Origin of the sequence: Myroides sp. N17-2 (assembly GCF_002286775.1) — a bacterium.
Lineage (GTDB): Bacteria > Bacteroidota > Bacteroidia > Flavobacteriales > Flavobacteriaceae > Flavobacterium.
This window is the reverse complement of record NZ_NSGJ01000050.1, coordinates 1-20,378: the sequence shown is the minus strand read 5'-3', so window position 1 is coordinate 20,378 and position 20,378 is coordinate 1. Positions and strand designations below refer to the sequence as shown.

Annotated in this window: 4 protein-coding genes and 2 pseudogenes; all 6 read right to left on the bottom strand. The window is 34.3% G+C overall.

Features of this window, described 5'->3' with window-relative positions:
• Positions 1-1,725 (bottom strand): annotated as a pseudogene (locus tag CF599_RS16485) (hypothetical protein); the annotation flags it as partial.
• 348 nt (positions 1,726-2,073) lie between these two features.
• Positions 2,074-3,567 (bottom strand): hypothetical protein, encoded by a 1,494-nt coding sequence (locus CF599_RS16480; protein WP_121967068.1) that lies wholly within the window; start codon positions 3,565-3,567, stop codon positions 2,074-2,076.
• A 70-nt stretch (positions 3,568-3,637) separates the two neighbouring features.
• Positions 3,638-14,455: a hypothetical protein gene (locus CF599_RS16475; RefSeq protein ID WP_121967067.1), complete on the bottom strand. Its 10,818-nt coding sequence runs from the start codon at positions 14,453-14,455 to the stop codon at positions 3,638-3,640.
• Positions 14,456-14,966: 511 nt separating this feature from the next.
• Entirely contained in the window at positions 14,967-17,576 is a 2,610-nt protein-coding gene (locus CF599_RS16470; protein ID WP_143824827.1) for a hypothetical protein, read from the bottom strand.
• Positions 17,577-17,590: 14 nt separating this feature from the next.
• The gene (locus CF599_RS16465; RefSeq protein ID WP_143824826.1) at positions 17,591-19,069 is read right to left on the bottom strand and encodes a hypothetical protein; all 1,479 of its coding nucleotides are present in this window, start codon (positions 19,067-19,069) and stop codon (positions 17,591-17,593) included.
• Positions 19,070-19,660: 591 nt separating this feature from the next.
• Positions 19,661-20,378 (bottom strand): annotated as a pseudogene (locus tag CF599_RS19560) (hypothetical protein); the annotation flags it as partial.

Genomic DNA, 20,378 nt, shown 5'->3' with positions numbered 1-20,378 from the left:
TAAGACTGCTTCGCCTAATTCTACTTCTCCATTGATTAAGATCTCTCCTCCTTTAATAGATGATGGAGTACCTTGAGCTACCTCGATTTTATTGATAATATTCTCGATTACCTCTTGTAAGTTATCTCCTTCAATAATAGTAGAACTATTGTCAAAATAGATAGAATTAGCACGAATACTTATCGTCATTAAAGGCGTGTCTTTATGTTCCCCATCAAAGAAATCATAGATACCTTGCTCTTTACCTTTTCTCTCTACAATACTTAAAGTATTAGCATTAAAATCAACTCCTTTACCTACTTTGTTTCCTTCTTTATCATAATCCGCTTCACTGAAATAAGTAAAAGTTCCGTTTTGATTATCTTCTAATACCGTTACAGTTTCATTACTCTTAACGATTTCTTTGATTACTTCTTCATTGGCATCTACCCATACTACTTCTCCTGAAGCATTAGTAATCAAGATTTGTTTCTTACCTCCTGCTTCTATCTTTTCAGTTGTTATAGCACTTGGAGCAATACTTAAAGTCATTTCTTTTAAGACTGCTTCTCCTAATTCTACCTCACCATTGATTAAGATCTCTCCTCCTTTAATAGAGGATGGTGTTCCTTGAGCTACCTCTATTTTATTGATAATATTTTCGATTACCTCTTGTAGATTATCTCCTTCAATAGTAGTAGAACTATTGTCAAAATAGATAGAATTAGCACGAGTACTTATCGTCATTAAGGGTGTATCTTGATGTTCTCCATCAAAGAAATCATAGATACCTTGCTCTTTACCTTTTCTCTCTACAATACTTAAAGTATTAGCATTAAAATCAACTCCTTTACCTACTTTGTTTCCATCTTTGTCATAATCCGCTTCACTGAAATAAGTAAAAGTTCCGTTTTGATTATCTTCTAATACCGTTACAGTTTCATTACTCTTAACGATTTCTTTGATTACTTCTTCATTGGCATCTACCCATACTACTTCTCCTTTAGCATTAGTAATCAAGATTTGTTTCTTACCGCCTGCTTCTATTTTCTCTGGTGTAACTCCCCCTTTTGCAATAGATAATTGCATCTCGTTTAGGGCAGCTTTTCCACCATTATCTACTTGGATAGATCCATCAGTTGAACTAACTTCTTTTCCTTTAGCTGCTACAGTTGTATAAATAGTATTTTGAACTATAGTATCTTTTAATATTTCTTCAATATTATTAATTACACTATCAGTCACATCAATAACTGCTATATCACCAAGCTCATTCTTATATATGTATTTCCCATTATCACCCTCTGTAATAGTAGTAACGATATTCAAATCTTTGATAGGAGTTTTAACTTCCAACCCTTTTGAATCCTCAAGTACTAAAACATCATCTCTTACTTCTAGCACTTTATTTCTAGGGAAGCTATCGATATTATCAAGTATATCTTGATTGTTCAATAATCGAACCCACTTCATCCCATTCCAATAATAAAATCCAGCGCTTAGTACCGTATTATTAGTTGTATTAAACACTAATAGACTAGTCTCTACATCTCCTTTATTTATATTTGATTTGTCTGTTAAATCATTCAAAGGGATTCTAGGAATTAATACTCCTCTATAATCTCCTTTGTCCGCTTTTAATTCTAATAATGCTGACTTATGTGGCGATTTAACTCCAATACCAACCTGAGAAAAAGCTATACCGCTCATCATTAAAACCCCAATAGTAATTACTCTCTTTTTCATATCTTTTTATATAAGCTTGTACAATTAACAATAGACTTCAACAGCATAAACAATAGCAATTTCTTTTTATATTACTGTTAGTCAATAGCTAAAAACCAAAAACCGTACCAAACTCAAAAAAGATAAAAAAATTAAAACAACAGCAACTTATATATATTATTTAAAAATAATCATCAATTAAAATAATAAAAAAGAGAGATTATTATCATAACAAAAAAGACCACCATTGCTTAATGGTGGTCTACTTATTAAATTCTTTAAAAAAATGATTAGTGTATCATTTGAGATACTATGATCATTATTTATTTGAATAAAAGAAAGAGTGACTAATCTCTTCTCCTATATAAATTATTCTACTTTTACTCTTACTCGTTGATTAGGATTAAAAAATATTTTACAATCATTAACTACTACAGTTAACTTTGTTGGTCTTGAGCGATAAACTTCTCGTCCAAAAGGCCCAAAGCCACCTGGTCCGTTATTTTGCCCTGTAGCTGAAAAATAAACAGAATATTCTCCTTTCTCTAAATTATCTGTAGCTGTAAAAGTTACTTCCCCACTATTCGAATTATATTCCCATATACCTACTCCATTTTCAGTATATTTAAAATTATTACTTGCATTTAAAGCATAACCTTTTTCATCTTCAAAACGAAAACTACTATAATTAATATACCTACTATCATTTCCTCCACGAGGACTTGTTACTGGTCCTGAATAAAACCAAGCTTCTTTATATGGAGCTATACGAACTTTTTTACCATCTGTATTTCCAACACACAGATTAACAAACATATCTTCCATATAAGGCTCATAAGGAAGACTAACCTTCACATCTTTAATCAAATGTTTTTCATAAGCCCCTCCAGTTGCAGCAGCAAAACCTATCTTGAAGTTATCTGGCACTTGGGTTTTAAAATTGTATAGATTTCCTAATTGATCTCTTGTTTTAAATTCGTTAGGGTAAAAAAACTCATCAATTACATTTTTTTCTCCATGTTCATCTTTAACTTTAACCTCTACATAACTCCCTCCTCTGCCACTATCTGGAGTTATAAGAACGATTACTGTATTGTATTCTATATTTCCGTAATAATCCCAACCCGTATACATTTCGAACTTCTTACTTGAGTTATCCTCACGCTCTTCATATTCACCAGTGTCAAAATTTAAAAAGGCTTTATTAATTTTCCACCTATTATCTGCATTGATAGTATGCAAAACGGGATATCCTTTATATCTATTATTACCATCCTGTGCTCCACGAATAGTAACATGACTGCCTATTTCATCCCAATTATACTTAGCAATACCTTCTCTTCTCTCATGTCCTGCTGATGATCTTGATTTAAAATCTCCATAGACATCTAATCCTACAGCAAGATATCCTCCATTTAATCCAGGTACATTATTACTTGTATTATCACTATTTCTATAAGCATATCCTAAACTTGCCCCATGACCCCCAATCGCAAAACTCTTTTTACTGTCATATAAAAACATAGTAAGTCCATCTCCATATCTTCCATTATATTCTTCACCATCTATCATAGCATATTTAAATTCTACAATAATACCAAACTCTGAAGTAAAAGGAATCTCATCTAATGCGAAACCACTAAATTCTTGCGGTTCCCCTCTATAATTTTTATAAGTTAATGCAATTCCATCTGCTGAATACCGCTCTGAATCATCATAGACATTATTACCAAAATACTCTGTAATCACACTTGGCTTATCATCCCCAGTTAAAGGAAGAAAATAAGGAAAAGTTCTTGCCTGTTGCCCCCAAACAAAACTTGTTAATATAAAAGCTATTACTATTATTATTTTATTTTTCATCTTCCACTCTTATTTACAAATGAAGTGAAAAGCCTATTGTACATCTTAATATAAATAGGCTTTTCAGCTTTTAATCCCTTACTCTAAACACTATATTAAAATAAGTGTCATTACTTACTTGTGCATCATCCCTAACTTCATAATGTAATACTCCTCCATCGTCGATTTCAACACTGCTAAATACTTCTTCATCGTAATAAAGAACATAGTAATCCAACTCATTATAACCTAAAACAGGTAACGATGGTTTCTGAGCACCAGGATTTACAGATTTTGGAGTTCCAAATTGCTCTACATAATAATCGTGAACATCAACTTCACCAGAGTCGCCAGATTCTACAGTAATATAGAATGATGGAGCATAAAAGAACTTTGGCATTGCTCCTTTACTTGAACCTCCTCCTGTTCTCCATTCTACTCCCCCACGTCCATTAGAAGTTAAAACTTGTCCGTCAGGTGCTTGATCATCGTTATAATCTAAAGAACTTAATTTTTCAACTCTAACTCCTTCATTTTTAATAACATCTCCTTGTACTGCACCGTTTTTAATCTGTTTACTATCTACAGCACTTGTTGTTATATGCTTATTTTGAATAGCTCCTGATTCAATATGATCACCTGTAATTGAGCCTTTTTTAATATCTAAGTTTACTGCTTTTAATACTGTTTCAGTTGAACTACTACCTCCATTTATGCTAATTGGCCCACTACCTGTTAATGTCGCCTTTGTCACACTCTGTCCAGTAGCGGCTTTATAAGCTACTTTACCACCTGCTTCTACTGTTAAGACATGTCCTACAACAGCATTACCTGCGCTCATTTTATTATTAGTTACAGCTCCATCTAATATTTTATAATTAGTAATATTATCATTTGCTATTTTATCTGTCGTTACAGCGCCATTACTAAGGTGTGCAGTATCAATATTACTTGGGTATATCTCTTTTCTTCCTACTGCATTTTCAGCAATCTGTCCGTTTCTAACAGCTTCTTTACCTATTTTATTTGTGGTAATAGCACCATCAGCTATATGGCTGTTTTGAATTGATTTCTCTACTATCTCAAGTATCATATCCTTCAGTACAGCATCTTTACCATCTGTTACTTTTATTGGGCCAGTTCCTTTCAATTCTCCCGTTGTAGTAGGACCTGCAGGAGCAAGATAACTAACCCCCCCTTTACCATCTGCTGTTAATACATGTCCTGATAAAGCCTTATCAGAACTCATTTTTGCAGTATTAACTGCTTTATCATTAAGTTGCGTTGTCGAAACTGCACTATTTGCAATTTTAATACCTGTTACAGCTCCAGTTCCAATCTTAGTAACGGTTACAGCACCATCTGCTAATTGAGCTTCTTTAACAGCTTTATCAGCTATCATACCTGTAGCTACCCCTTTACTACCAATCGCTACTGTAGCGTCTCCTAATAATGCTTTGGCTGCTCCACTGCCTGTTACAATAATTCCTGCTCCTGCTGTTAATGGCTTAGCTGTAGCTACTATTGATTCGTTTACATTTTTAAACTCAGCACCACCTTGCCCATCAGAAGTTAATACTAATCCTCCACTTGTCTCAGGCGTACTGATATTCTCTTGTGTAATCGCTCTTCCACCGATATGTTCGTTCTTAACTCCACCTTTCGCTAACGCAATATCTAATGCTTGCATCCCAGCTTTATTATCTGGAATAGTTAAAGATCCGTCATGAGAAGTAATTGCTTTTCCTTGTGCAGTAGCCACAGTTTCCATCGTTTGATACTTTGTAGCTCCACTGCCATCTGCTACTAAGAAAGCTCCTGGCGCAATATTATTTACACCTGATGCTGAACTAATCTTATCAGTTGTTACAGCTCCTGCTTTAAGGTGTTTAGTCTCAACTCCACTATCTTTGATAGCGATACTTGTTTCTTTTAATAAAGCTTTATTTCCTGCCGATACAGTAATAGACCCATCACTTTTTAAGTCAGCTCCTTGTCCATCAAATGCGGTATTGCTCAATGCTTTGTATTCAACTTTACCAGCTCCTACTGATGTTAATACAGTATTAGCTACTGCAGTTCCTGCAGACATTTTATCAACAGTTACTGCCGAATTTGCCAATTTATCAGTTGTAATTCCACCAGTAGCAACGTCTATAGAAGTTTCTACTAATACAGCATTTAATCCATCTCCTTTTGTAAAAGCAAGTGATTGTCCTAATGCAAGATCTTTTCCTCCTACTTGTACAGCTGTCTGATCTACTAAATCAAATCCACCAGTATCATTCGATACTAATATTTTATCTTTTCCGACAGGTACTCCAGCTTCTTTTGAACTTAACTTTGTTCTATCGATACTATTATTAGCTATACTTAATTCTGCATCTGCCAATAAAGTATTCACTCCCGTTCCCTTCGTTAATGTAATAATATTATCAGTGGTTAAGTTTCCAGCTGTATTAGTAACAATATCTTTTAGTTCTCCCCAGAATACTGTTCCATCATCCTTCGTTGTTAAAACACTTTTAGCTGCTGCCCCCTCTGGTGATATCTTCGCCGCTGTAACTGCTAAATCTGCTATTTGCAAATTAGTTACTGCATTATCAGCAATCTTCTCTGTTTTAATTCCCTTAGGAGCTACATTAATCGTAACATCTTCTAATGTTTTACCTAACCCATTTTCAGAAACTAGTAACGAACCATCAGTTATTATATTTCCTTTATTCTTAATGATATTGGCATTCAGCACTTGGTAAGACACATCTTTTCCATTAGCGCCTACTACTGGTACTGCTCCTTCTGGAGCATTGCCTCCGTCTAATTTAGAAATAGCAATAGATTGGTTTCTTATCCCTAAACTAACATCCCCTAATACTTTACCAACTCCATTGTCAACTGTAATACCATCTGCCGTTTTAATATCTCCTTTTCCTGCTAATTCTTTTGTAGACAAAGCCTTATAAGTTACTTCTCCTGTTGCATTTGCTACTGCTACTCTATCTGCAACTCCTGCTCCTGCATTTAGTTTATTTGCTTCAATCGTTTTATTCCCTATATTTCCATTCTTAATAGTCTCTGGGGCAACATGAGTTCCTTTTACTCCGCCTGCTTTTAGAGAGACCTTTACTTCTGTACCATCAGCACCATAGAGAACATTTGCTCCGTTTGCACTTACACCAATAGCATCATCACCTACTAAATCACCTTGCATAGCAGCTGCTGTAGCAAGACTTCCATCAACAAACGCCGTGTTACCTGATCCATCTGCGATAAGAACTGATCCTTTTTTTGCTATATCTTCTCCTAATTGTGAAGTAATCTTATCTGATGTTACAGCAAGGTTTTGGATATGCTCTGTTGCAATTCCTCCAGCATTAATCTCTAACCCTAATTCTTGCAACAATACTTGTGAAGCATCTCCCGAAACTTTTAATGAATTATCTACCGTTAGCATCTTTCCTGTTGGAACCACAGCCATAGGTTGGTATTTCACAGTACCATCAGCTTGAACTACTGGTACATAATCTGCTTTTCCAAGTCCCGCAAATAACTTATCTTCTGTAATAGCTCCTTTTGCTACTTTTCCTTCTGTTACTCCCCCATCTCTAAGTGAGATAGTCATTTCATTTAAAGCTGCTTTTTCTCCGCCAACTACTGTTATTGCGTTATCAGTAGAAATAGTTTTACCTTGAGCAGCTATTGTATTATAGATTTCCTCTTTAACAGAAACCTCTTTTAGTAACTCTGTGATATTCTCAATAATTATCCCTTGAATATCTATTGTTGCTAACGCTCCATTTCCTGATTTGTCTAAGAAAGTATATTTACCACTTCCATTATCGGCAATGGTTAGTGTATTTGCATTAAATGTTATACCGGCAGTGCCATTGGCTATATCATCCTCGTTTCTATAGGTAAACGTACCATCTGTATTATCCGTTAGAACAGTTACTTTTTCGTTTACCTTAACAATCTCTTCAATAATAGAATCTGTTGCGTCTACCCATTGTGCTTTACCTCCTTCATTAGTAATCAATAATTGCTTCGCTGCACCACCTTTTATCTTAGTAGTTGTTACTGCTTCATCTGCAATAGTCAATTTCATATTTTTAAGAACAGATTTGTCTACACTTTCCAATCCGTTTACTAAAATACCTTCTCCAGATAAAGCTCCTTTCTCAGTTTCTAATTGTTCTATCTTTTGAGTAATATTAGTAATTGCTTCTTCAACAGTATTGTAAGACACATCCCCTTCAAAAATAATATGACTTGCACGAGTATCTATTGTCGCAACAACACCTCCATTTGCTTTAGATCTATCTTTTAAAATAAATACTCCAGGAGTTGTTGTATCTGCACTTAATGTATTTGCATTAAAGTTAACTCCAGTTGCACCTACTTTGATATTACCCTTATGATCTACATCATTTTCATTATAATAAGTAAAAGTACCATCCTTATTATCTTTTAGAACTGTAACTGACTCATTGTGCTTTACTATATCTTTAATTACATTTTCATTTGCATCTGCCCATCTTACATCACCAAGTGCATCAGTTATCAGAATAGTTCTTTTCTCTTCCCCCTTCATTTTAGCTGCCGTTACAGCCTGATTCTGTATCTTATCAGTAGATACCGCATCAATAGCCAACTTCTCATTTGTAATACTTGAATCATTAAGACTAAGTTTTACTTCAGTAAGTGTTGCCTCTGTTCCACCTACTACTTTAATAGCATTGTCTCCTTTAATTTCTTTACCTTGACTACCGATTACCTCTTTTAAAGTTTGGAATTCTGCTCCTCCTAAACCAGTTGACGTTAAGACTTTTCCTGCCGCTTCAGTAGTTCCTATTTTATCCGTTGTTACATTCTTATCTGCTATATGCTTAGCTTGAACTCCTCCCGCAGCAATACTAATATTAGTTTCTTTTAATACTGCTTTATTGTCAACAGGAATATCCAGAGATCCATCTGATACTAAGTTGGCCTCAGCTCCTTCAAAAGCGCTATTACTCAATTTTTTATAGGCTACCTTTCCACTTCCATCGGCTGTTAATACAGCTCCTAAATCTGCGTTAGTACCAGCTACGCTTGATGATATCTTCGCTGTAGTAACTCCCCCATCTCTAAGAGAGATTGTCATTTCATTAAGCGCTGCTTTTTCTCCACCGACTACCGCTATCGAGTTATCAGTAGATACTTTTTTTCCTTGAGCTGCTATTGTATTATAGATTTCTTCTTTAACAGAAACCTCTTTTAATAGCTCCGTAATATTCTCTATAATAGTTCCTTGAATATCAATTGTAGCTAATGCTCCAATACCTGATTTATCAGAGAACACATATTTGCCTTTTCCATTATCAGCGATACTCAGTGTATTAGCATTAAAGGTTATCCCTGCTGTACCATTCGCTATGTCAGCCTCATTTTTATAAGTAAACGTACCATTTGTATTATCTGTCAATAACGTTACCTTCTCATTCACTGTTATGATCTCTTGAATAATAGCATCAGAGGCATCTACCCACTGTGCCTTACCACCTTCATTAGTAATCAGAAGTTGCTTCGCTGCACCACCTTTTAATTTAGCAGCTGTTACATTCTCATCCGCTATTTTAGTAGTAGTTACAGCATTGTCAGCGATATGCGTATTCTTTACTCCATCAACAGCGATACCTATCTCCGTTTCTTTTAATACAGCCTTGTTATCTAAAGGAATATTTAGTGATCCATCTGATAACAGATTCGCTTCAGTACCTTCAAAAGCAGTATTGTTTATCTTCTTATACACTACATTTCCATTTCCATCTGCTGTTAATACAGCATTCTCTAAAGCACCTTCTGATGATATCTTCGCTGGAGTAATTCCTTTGTCTTTTACATCAATAGAAATATCTTTTAATACAGCATCTACACCATCACTAATTTCTAAAGTACTTACTGAAGTTAAATCCCCTGTTGGAGTTGCAACTACGTCTTTAGGTATAAATTTAAACCCTCCTGTTCCATCTGTAGCTAATAACAAATCTTCATTCTCATTAACACCTACAGTTTTCACAGAACTAAGTTTTGCTTTCGTTATACTTTTATCAGCTATACTTAATTTTATATCTTCTAATACCGCATTTACACCATCACCACCAGACATTTCAATAATACCATCTGTCGTAAGATTACCTGCCGTTTCTGTCACGATATTAGATAATTCTACCCATTTAGTATCTTTATTTAAACCACTAATTAAGACTCTTTTCTCTCCGCCTGCTCCTTCTGATGATATCTTATCATTAGTAACAGCATTATCAGTTAACTGAGCAGTCCCTATTCCTTTATCTTTAATCTTTAAGTTAACTGCTTTCAATAAAGCATCTGCTCCTAAACCAGCATTAGTAATCTCAATAATACCATCAGTGGTTAAAGGTGCTTTATCGGTAATTACATCTGATTTTAGAGGTTGGTAAGAAACAACCCCGTTTAAACCAACAGTCGCCACAGCTCCTTCAGCTGCACCAGTTGCATCTAATTTAGCTGCTGTTATATTTTTATTAGCTATATGCACTGTCTTCACTCCTTCCGTAGCAATACCAATATTTAACTCTGCCAATCCTGCCTTGTTGCCTTCTGGAATATTCAGAGACCCATCTTTTGAAGTCAATGCCTTACCTTGATTAGCTACAGTATTAAAGATATCTCCTTGTACCGTTACATCATTTAATATTGTCGTAATACTATTAATAACAGCTGCACTAACATTTATTGTTGCTATAGGAGTGTCTTCACTTGTTTTATCAAAGAAGTTAAACGTGCCTGTACCTTTATCATTTACATCTTTTACCTCTTTTATTGTCAAGGTATTTGCATCAAAAGTAACTCCAGCAGTACCATTCTTTATATCGTTCTCATTTTGATACGTGAATGTACCATTATCCATCACAGACAATATAGTTACCGTCTCATTGCTATTTACTACATCCTTAATAATAGCATCAGAAGCAGGTACCCATTGTACTGTTCCGTCTTTAGTTACCAAGATATACTTATCTGTACCAGGCGTTATCCTATCAATATTCACCCCTTTTTCAGTAAGCCCTATTTCCACATTAGACAATACTTTCCCAGTGCCATTATCTACTGACACGCCGTCTTTAGTAGTGATATTTCCTTTATTAGCGATAACATCACCACTAATCGCTTGATAACGTACTGTACCATCTGCCTGAACCGTTGCTACAGCTCCTTTCGGTGCTACACCACCATCTAACTTAGCCGCCGATATTGTTTTATTAGCGATATCATCATTTAAAATAGTTTCATTCTTGATATGAGCACTTGTGATTCCACCTGTATTAATTGAAATCTTTGTTTCCTTTCCATCTACTCCAAATAATACATTTTTTCCTCCAGCAATATTAATTACAGTATCTTCTCCTACTAAATCCCCTTGCATTGCTGGTGTTAGAGCATCTGTCGGCGAAACGAAAGTTGTTTTCCCTAAACCATCAGCTGTTAAAACAGCCCCATTAACAGATCCTACAGATCCTATTTTAGCAGTAGTCACTGCACCATCCTTAAGATGACTCGTTTTAATTCCGGATTCTTTAATATTAAGAATAAGCTTGTTTAAGGCTGCCTTTTCTCCTCCTGTTATTGCCACTGAACCATCTGTACTCTCTACTAATTGGCCTTTGTTTTGAACAACATTGAATATCTCGTTCTTTACATCTTCATTACTTAGAATTTCTGTAATATTATTAACGACACTTGCCTTTACATCAATTATAAAGATTGGGTCCTCCTGAGATAAATCGTAAAACTCAAACGTACCTGTTCCTTTTCCATTAACAGTGACTTCTTCTATTGATAGCGTATTAGCATTAAAAACTTCTCCTTTTGATCCCTCTATAAAAACACCATCTGCATCAAAACAAGCTTCATTATAGTAAGTAAAACTTCCTTTTCCTAAATCCTCTATATACGTAATAGCCTGTTTACTTTTAAGTATATCTTTGATAATAGCATCTGTAGCATCTATCCACTGCACATCACCATTGCCATTCGTTACTAATAACTGTCCATTTTTTTTACCTGGTTCTATTTTAGCAGGAGTCACTGCTTTGTTAGCAATAGTCGTTGTAGTAACACCATCTTTTGCAATATCTAATTGCATAGCATTCAATACTGCTTTATCACCTGCACCTCCCACTGCGATAGAAGCCTTTGGTGAAGTAACTGCTTTTCCTTGAGCAGCCACAGTAGTATATATTTGTTCTTTTACTTCTGTGCTATTTAGTATCTCTGTAATATTCTCTATGACCGTTCCAGCAACATCTATCGTCATTAAAGGTGCGTCTAAACTTGTTTTTCCATCATAGAAAACATATACTCCTTGTTTTCCTACTTTTTCTTCTATTTTTAAGGTATTGGCATCAAAATCAATACCTGCCCCACCATTCTTTATATCACTCTCATTCTTGTAATTAAATGTACCATTTGGATTAACTGATAAGACAGTTATCGTCTCGTTATGATCAATTACATCTTTAATGATTGCATCAGAAGCAGGTACCCATTGTACTACTCCATCTTTCGTTACTAAAAGATATTTATCTTTACCTGGTTCTATTTTAGAAGGAGTAATTCCCTTATCTGCCACCGAGATTTTAGCATTTGCCAACACTGCTTTTTCTCCACCTTCAATTTTAATTGAGGCATCTCCCTTCTCTAATCCTTTACCTTGTGCGGCTACTGTTTCGAAGATTTGTTCTTTTACTTCTGTACTGTTCAATATTTCCGTAATATTCTCTATTACTGTTCCAGCAATATTAATGGTAGCTAAATGTTTCACTCCATCATTAAAGATATACTCCCCTTTACCATTATCTGCAATAGTTAAGGTATTGGCATCTATCTTAGTTCCCTTAGTTTTATCAGGAGTACCGTCTGCTTTAATCTCTTTCTCATTATAATATGTATAAGTACCGTCGTTGTTATTTACAACTACAGTAACTACTTCATTTGTTTTTACAACATCTTTAATGATTGAATCAGTCGCAGCTACCCACTGTACTTTCCCTTCTTTAGTAACTAAGATATACTTATCCGTACCTGGTTTAATCTTATGTGTAGTTACCGCTCCATCATTAATTTTCGTTGTAGTAATAGCCCCATCCTTAATCTTCTCCGTAATAATAGCATCATTAGCTATCGTCAACTCCATATCTTTTAACACAGATCCTGCCAACTGAGGATCTCCATTAATCAAGATACCCTGCCCACTTAAAGTAGCAGGTTTACCTTGAGCAACTTCTATTTTCTGAATAATATTATCTATTACCTCTTGTAAGTTATCTCCTTGTATAATTGTTGAGCTATTCTCTAAGTAGATTGACTTAGCACGCGTACTAATAGTCATCAATGGTGTATCAAGCGAAGTACCATCAAAAAAGTCATAGATACCTTTATCCTTTCTTTCTACAATACGCAAGGTATTGGCATCAAATAACTCTCCTTTTCCAATAATAGGCGCTCCATTCTTATCAATTCCATTCTCATTATAGTAAGTAAACTTACCGTTATGATGATCAACTAATACAGTAACCTTCTCATTTGCCTTAACTGCTTCTTGAATTATTTCATCTGTTGCTGCAACCCATTGAGCCACCCCATTCTTTGTTACCAATAATTGTTTATCTGCGCCTGGTTTAATCTTTGCAGACGAAACTCCTTTATCTTTAAGAGATATTGTCATCTCTGATAAAGTAGCTTTATCACCTCCTACTATTGCTACAGCGTCGTCTCCTGAAACCTTTTTACCTTGAGTGGCTACTGTTTCGAAGACTTGCTCTTTGACTACTTTTTCATTTAAAATCTCTGTGATATTTTCAACCACTGTTCCTTTTACATCAATTGTAGCTACTGGAACAGTCTGACTTCTTCCATCATAAAAACTATACTTACCATCAGTAGTTGCAACAACTTTTAATGTATTCGAATCAAAATTACTACCTGTTGATCCCTCTATGAATTTACCATCTTTATCAAAACATGATTCATCATAATAAGTAAGCGTTCCATCCTTATTATCTTCTAATAACGTAATCGCTTGATTTAATGTCAAGATCTCCTTGATTGATTCATCTGTAGCACTAACCCATTTTACAGTACCACTTTTGGTTGTAATTAAGAAAGTTCCATTAGCACCAGGTGCTATCTTAGAAGGTGATACTCCTTTATCTGCAATAGATATTTGCATTGGATTTAATACCGCCTTTTCTCCATTGTCTATTTTAATAGATCCATCAGTAGCTGTTGTGGCTTTACCCTTAGCTGCAACACTATTATATATTTCTTCCACTACTGTTTCATCCTTAAGAATCTCAGTAATATTATTAATTACATTTCCTGTTACATCTATAACTTTCTTATCTCCTAACTCATTTGTATAGACATACTTTCCTTTCTCTACTTCAGTGATAGTAGTCACTATATTAAGATCTTTGATAGGAGTCTTTACTTCTCCCCCCTTAGTATCTAATAACACTAACTCATCCCCCTTAACACCTAAGACACTATTTCTAGGAAAATTATCAAGATTGTCAATAACATCTTTGCTATCAATAACACGAACCCATTCAGTCCCCTTCCAATAGTAAAAACCTGGAGTTAAAACGTCATTATCAGTAATATTAAAAACTAACAAACTAGTTGCTATATCACCTTTATTTATAGTAGATTTATCCGTTAAGCCCTTTAAAGGTATACGAGGAATTAACATCCCTCTATACTCACCTTCATTCGCTTTCAATTCTAATAATGCAGATTTATGCGGTGCTCTCACGCCAATACCTACTTGCGAAAAAGCAAGACCACTCATCATTAAAACTCCGATAGTAATTACCCTTTTTTTCATATTCTTCAATTATATTCCATTATAAATGTACTCATTTATTAACAAAATTATCTATAATAAAACACCCTATTAATAAACACTTAAATAAGCATATTTAATACTTAACAATAAATACTCAATTTAAAAAGCACATTATCTAAAAATTACTTAATTATTAAAACTTTACTAAAACATACTGTGCAAGTATTTATTTAGCTTCTTTTAAAATGATTTTATTTTTTTTAAATATTCTATATTAAAGACATAAATCACCTCTAACAATTTCGCGTACCTCTAATAAATACAAGCATTTGTTTTTTTTAAACTAACTAGTTAAAAATCAAAGTACATTAAGTAAAAACCAAAAACTATACCATAAATTAAAATATGATTAGAATTTTATTAGAAATAAAAAAAGGATACCCTTTCGGAATATCCTTTTTTTTATTTCTCTTCGTTAAGAGCTCTCTATTAGTTACTTTATTAAAAACATAAATCATAATATGAAGTAAAACTAATCTATTTTTTATGTTTAATCATTAGCTACTTTTTGAATCATATTAACTAATATATTAGTATTCACAGAAATAGGGTTATTTCCATTTTTAATAATGGCACCAGTGGCATTAAACCCATAATCAAACGAGAACATTGTTGATGGTGGCACTGTAGCATCTATAAATAAATATCTATAATCAACATGCCTAAACACAACTGCTGCATCTTTATTCCCTGCAGCTAAAGATACCAAAGCTTCAAACTTAGTTCCAGTTGTAACTGCCCCACATCCATTACCATTAGTAATAAAATAGTAATTTCTTAAAGGCGTAGGCCCTACCAGAATTGGATCGGCCGTATTTATAATAATCCCTCTTGGATCTGAAGTCGTATATCCACTTAATAGTTCTTTATTATCATTTAAAGCAGTAATAAGATCTATTCCCAAGGTAGTCTTTACAGGTCCATCTAATTTACTACCTGCACTTTGTATTAAGCCTGCTACAAAAGGTTTACCTATTTGTATAGGAATATCACTTGGCATACTAATAAATATAGCACCTCCTTTTTGAATATATCCTAAGAAAGCATCATATAAATCTTGGTCTAAGCTTTTTAACACTGTCATTCCTTCCATAATAATAAGGTTGAAGTCACCATTTTTAATCTTATCAGACAGAGCCTTTCGGGTAATAGCAGTATTTGTAGTAGCATTATTATACTCAAAACTTGTAGGGATAACATCACCTGTCTTTACCAGTTCTCCTTCAGGTCCAAAATTCGGTTTCCCGCCTATTATTCCTCTAAAGAATGCACCAAATAATGGTTTGGGTCTATTTGGATTATTCGTATTTGCTTCATAAAGTAGTACTTTAATATCGTTGAATCCAACCCTTGCTTTAAACTTAGTACCACAATTAGCATTATTCGAGCCATCTCTTGTTGCAATAGTAATTTCATAGGTAGCTCTTATCGTAGGTGTAGCAGCTGGATCAGTTGCGTACAACATTACATTTTGAACACCTGTTTTAGAAAAACTTAGTTTCTTAGTTCCTTCATTTGAACTAAATGTTACTCCATCAGCATCACCGATTGTATAAATCTCATATTCACCTACTACAGTAACATTAACAGGAACTATGATGTAATAATCTTTCCCTACAGGTCTATTATGTACCATTGTACTTTTATTAGGCTTGATATTATTACAATCAATAGTATAAGCCACTGGTTTTAATCCTAAAGGTACAACTACATCATTTGCACCATTTACTTTAAATCTTGTTTGCTCTCCTGTTAATTTTAATGGCAACGTTGTTGTTGCAGGCATAGTTGGATACGCCGCTGGAGATACTGGAGTCACAGGAATAAAAGTTACATTCTGTTTCGCCCCACCTTTTACGCGGTTTAGCACTACATCTTTCGCTATAAAATCTATTCTACCACTTCCATCTTTTAAGTGTAATGTTGTTTTACCAGACCCTTCTACTATTACAGGTACTATTATAGAGTGCTTGTCATTTAAAGGAGTATCTCTATAGAATACTTCATTACCTAAAATAACATCCGCAGGGTTAAACGATACCGAGGTTTCTTCAACTACCATCGTAGCGCCCCTTCCACTTATTACTTCATTCTCATTCTTCACATTTACCCCAAAAGTAAGCGGATAACTTGCTGCTATATTCTCCTTAGCACTTGCCTCTCCTACTACTGGTAATAACTCAAAGTCTTGATCTGCCCCTGCAGTTACTTTTTTCGTTCCAGAGAACTTCATTCCTAACATAGCATTGTATGCAATAATTGTTGCCTCTCCACCAATAGTTACAGATATTTTTATAGTCAACTTATTCCCTACTATTCCTGCAGCAGATTCATTAACATAATATTTCCCTTCTACTTTATATGCATTTTGATTGATTGTAAGCACCATATCTGCAGGCTTTACTTTAATTTGCTTAGTTGTACAAACTTTAGATTCTACTCCATTAAAACTAAACGACAAAACATCTCCAGTTTTACCACCTACGCCATCGTATCCACGTACAGGAGTACCATTCCCTTTAAGTATAATAGTATAGTTTCCTACAGCTTGGAATTGTCCTTCTCCTGAGAAGAAGTATCCATTATCTGTTGTGACACTCGCACTATATGTACCTATTTTATTCACTTTAATAGGTACCGATATTGTTTGAGTTGTTAAAGCGACACCTTGTTGTAGTTCAGGATCAGCTACATTAGCAAACCCACCAAAGGTAATTTGATCACAGGTTCCATTAATCACAATCTCTGCTGGAGGTAAACTACCACATAAACTTCTCCACTTCTGTGTAGAGGAGTGCCAATATTCTATACAATCATTATCAGTATTATAGATAACTAATCCAGTATTGTTTATCCCCTCTGCTACTAATTTACGTTCCAATTCAATTTTCTGCGCATCATTCATTCTTGGCATATAAAACCCCTTAGTTGAACTATCTAAATCCAAAATAGCAGATGTACTTAATGTTTTATCCTCTGTAGAGTCAGTAATACGCGTGCCTATAGGTTTAGTTACTTGTGCAAATAGTGTCCCTATACTGATAAAAAACAATAAGGTTGTTACTACAATATATCTTGTCATATTTCTACTTATCTTCATAATTAACTATTTTACTATTTACCTATATTTAATAGTGATTCGATTTGTTTCAAACGTGTATCCTGTTTAGACAACTCCATTTGCTGCTGTTCAATGATCTTCTGTTGATCTATTGTATGTAGGTATAATTCTTCTACTTTTTCTAACAACTGAATTGACAACTCAGATACATTAATTAGATACCCATCCTCTTTAGACTTATGTAATTCCCCTACAGGTGTAATCCCTGGTAAGTGGTAATTCTCCTTAATAAAAGACTCTACTGTTGCCAAATCTTTAAAGCTGTAGTCATATTTTAGAGCAGATGACTCCTTAGTGAAGTAGTTCTCAAATACATAATCGGCATAATAACTATTACGTGCATAAATACTACCATTTACTCTCAACTTCTCGTTTGAACCATTTTTATTCTCAATAGCATAGGTTGCAGCAACTTTAGCCTCATTAGCATTTAAACCAATTCCTACCCACCCTTGAGTAAACATATTATCAGTATTAGCAATAGCTTCCGAATCATTATCTGCCTTATGCCAAGGTTCTTTCACCACTCTTCGAATATCAACACTCTGAGTACCTTTTTCACTAACATAGTGCAACTTATCCTGATTATCCATAGACAAAACAGTTGGAGTCTCTATAGTATGTACTAAATCTACTAAACTTATTACAGATGGGGCTCCTTTATCATTTATATATAGTAATCCTGTTCCACCATCATCAACTTTCAATGAAGTAATTGCTGGAATATCTGGATTACTTGCACCCAACAAATCCTTTACTAAATAACTATATTCAACCTTAACTTCATCGGTATAAAACAAAGCTAATTCTCGTCCTTCATTACGAAATATTACTTGTTCAGCTAATTCTTCTTCCTTTGTTAATATTTTATCGCGCCACTTTCCATCAGAATATAAATACCTTGTTTTTTCCTTCAACTCAAACTTTGTAAGTGTTTGATTTTCATTTACCAACTTAGGTATATCTAATTTAACACGATCTTTTACAGCAGCATCAGGCTTACTTGCTTCGTTTTTATCTGGATTATAAACAAATACCCCTGTTCCAACTTTAACATTTCCCTCTACTTTTGTTTCTTCCACAAAAGATTCTTGTATCTGTCCTGCTAAAATCTCACTCCCATCTTCACTAGTCAGCACACGAACCCATCTACCCGCTGGAGGCGTAGTAGCTAACCAATAGTAGTATCCTTTAGCAATAAGTATCTTCTCATTTGGCAAACCTGCATTTTCAAGTTTTACTGTTTTATTATACACTAACAAACTCTCCTTTACTTCTGCTGCAATAGGAGAGCTTAAATTCAAATCAGTTAATACAACATTCGGAATCAATACTCCCTTAGTATCAGAATGCACATGTAAGATAGCGCTAGCATCAGGTAAAGGAGTTCCTATAGCTACTCCTGCATTCTCTTGAGCATACATTGTCCCCATTAAGCACAATGATGATAATAGTAGTATTTTTTTCTTCATAATAGAATAGTTTAACGCCATAAAATTATAACAAAACAATAATAATATAACACAAAAAACACCAATAAAAACAAGTAAAATCAAAAATTACAAACAAATAAAAAAACAACCAAAACAACAGATAAAAGAAATAAAAAACCACGACAAACATCCCATTTGATTATAAAACACAACAATAAGTTTGTAATATCACTACATCATTTTAAACCCAGAATCAATGATAGGCAGATAAGTGAAAAGCAATTATACAAGATAGATCTAAATTAGTGATTAAAGCATACTTTAGTATGGTTTAATCACTAATGAAAAAGCTATGGAGTAGAATTGCTTTGTAGTATTTGGCTAGCGCTAATTCTGGGTTAAATACAAATATGCTCAACAAGGAGCATCAGATATTTTACTCAAGTAACTTCTCACACAACCTGTCAACTTATGCCTAAGTAATTCCTAATTCTACCCTTAGGGCTATCACAAACGCTAAATACGCAGACAAAAAAACTATCAAAAAGACAACCTTCACTTTACCCCAAAAAAAAACGATAGAGAAAATCTTCTCTATCGTTTTATAAATTACTATTTTTTATATTCTAATTAAGGTGTATATGGTTCTTTAGAAACATATCTTATCACAGCCTTATACGTACCTACTGGTAATGTGCTATACATATTATTCATACCAAAACGGAATACAATAGAATTCTGTGCATTCACAACATCAGTAACCGAGGTAACAACCAATTGATTACTTGCATTATAAATCTCAACTCTCAATAAATATTCAACATTATTAGCTGTGATTGCTATCGGTGTTATTATTGAGTTATACTTCAATGGATTAGCTACAGTACCAGGCTCTGGTACTACTACATCTGTTTTAAGTACATATACTCTCTTACCATCAATGATATCATTAGTAAGTACAGGTGTAGCTACTATAGTAGTCAACTTAGACTCCCACTTCGGAGCTCCTGTATTATCCGTAACCAAATGTTGATCTTTAGTAGATACTTTTAATTTTTCTACTCCAATAGACGCATTCTTAACAGCTAAGTTAGCTGTTGTTAGAAGTGCTCCAGTCGCTAGCTGAGTTCCTGTTAGTGCATCCCCTACCACGATAATACCATCAGTAGTTAAATTAGCTCCTGTTGGTTTGATTGTACTCTTATCTAACCACTCTACTCCACCTGTAGCATTAGTAGTTAATACTTTATCATTACCTTCTCCCTTGATTTTTTCTTTTGCTACTGCATTATTAGCTAAATGTCCTTCGGTTATACCTAATGCTTTAACTTTTAGTCCTGTTGCTGAT

Coding starts and splice junctions, on each gene's coding strand:
- CF599_RS16480 (WP_121967068.1), bottom strand. CDS start 3,567: ATGAAAAATAAAATAATAATAGTAATAGCTTTTATATTAACAAGTTTT.
- CF599_RS16475 (WP_121967067.1), bottom strand. CDS start 14,455: ATGAAAAAAAGGGTAATTACTATCGGAGTTTTAATGATGAGTGGTCTT.
- CF599_RS16470 (WP_143824827.1), bottom strand. CDS start 17,576: ATGAAGATAAGTAGAAATATGACAAGATATATTGTAGTAACAACCTTA.
- CF599_RS16465 (WP_143824826.1), bottom strand. CDS start 19,069: ATGAAGAAAAAAATACTACTATTATCATCATTGTGCTTAATGGGGACA.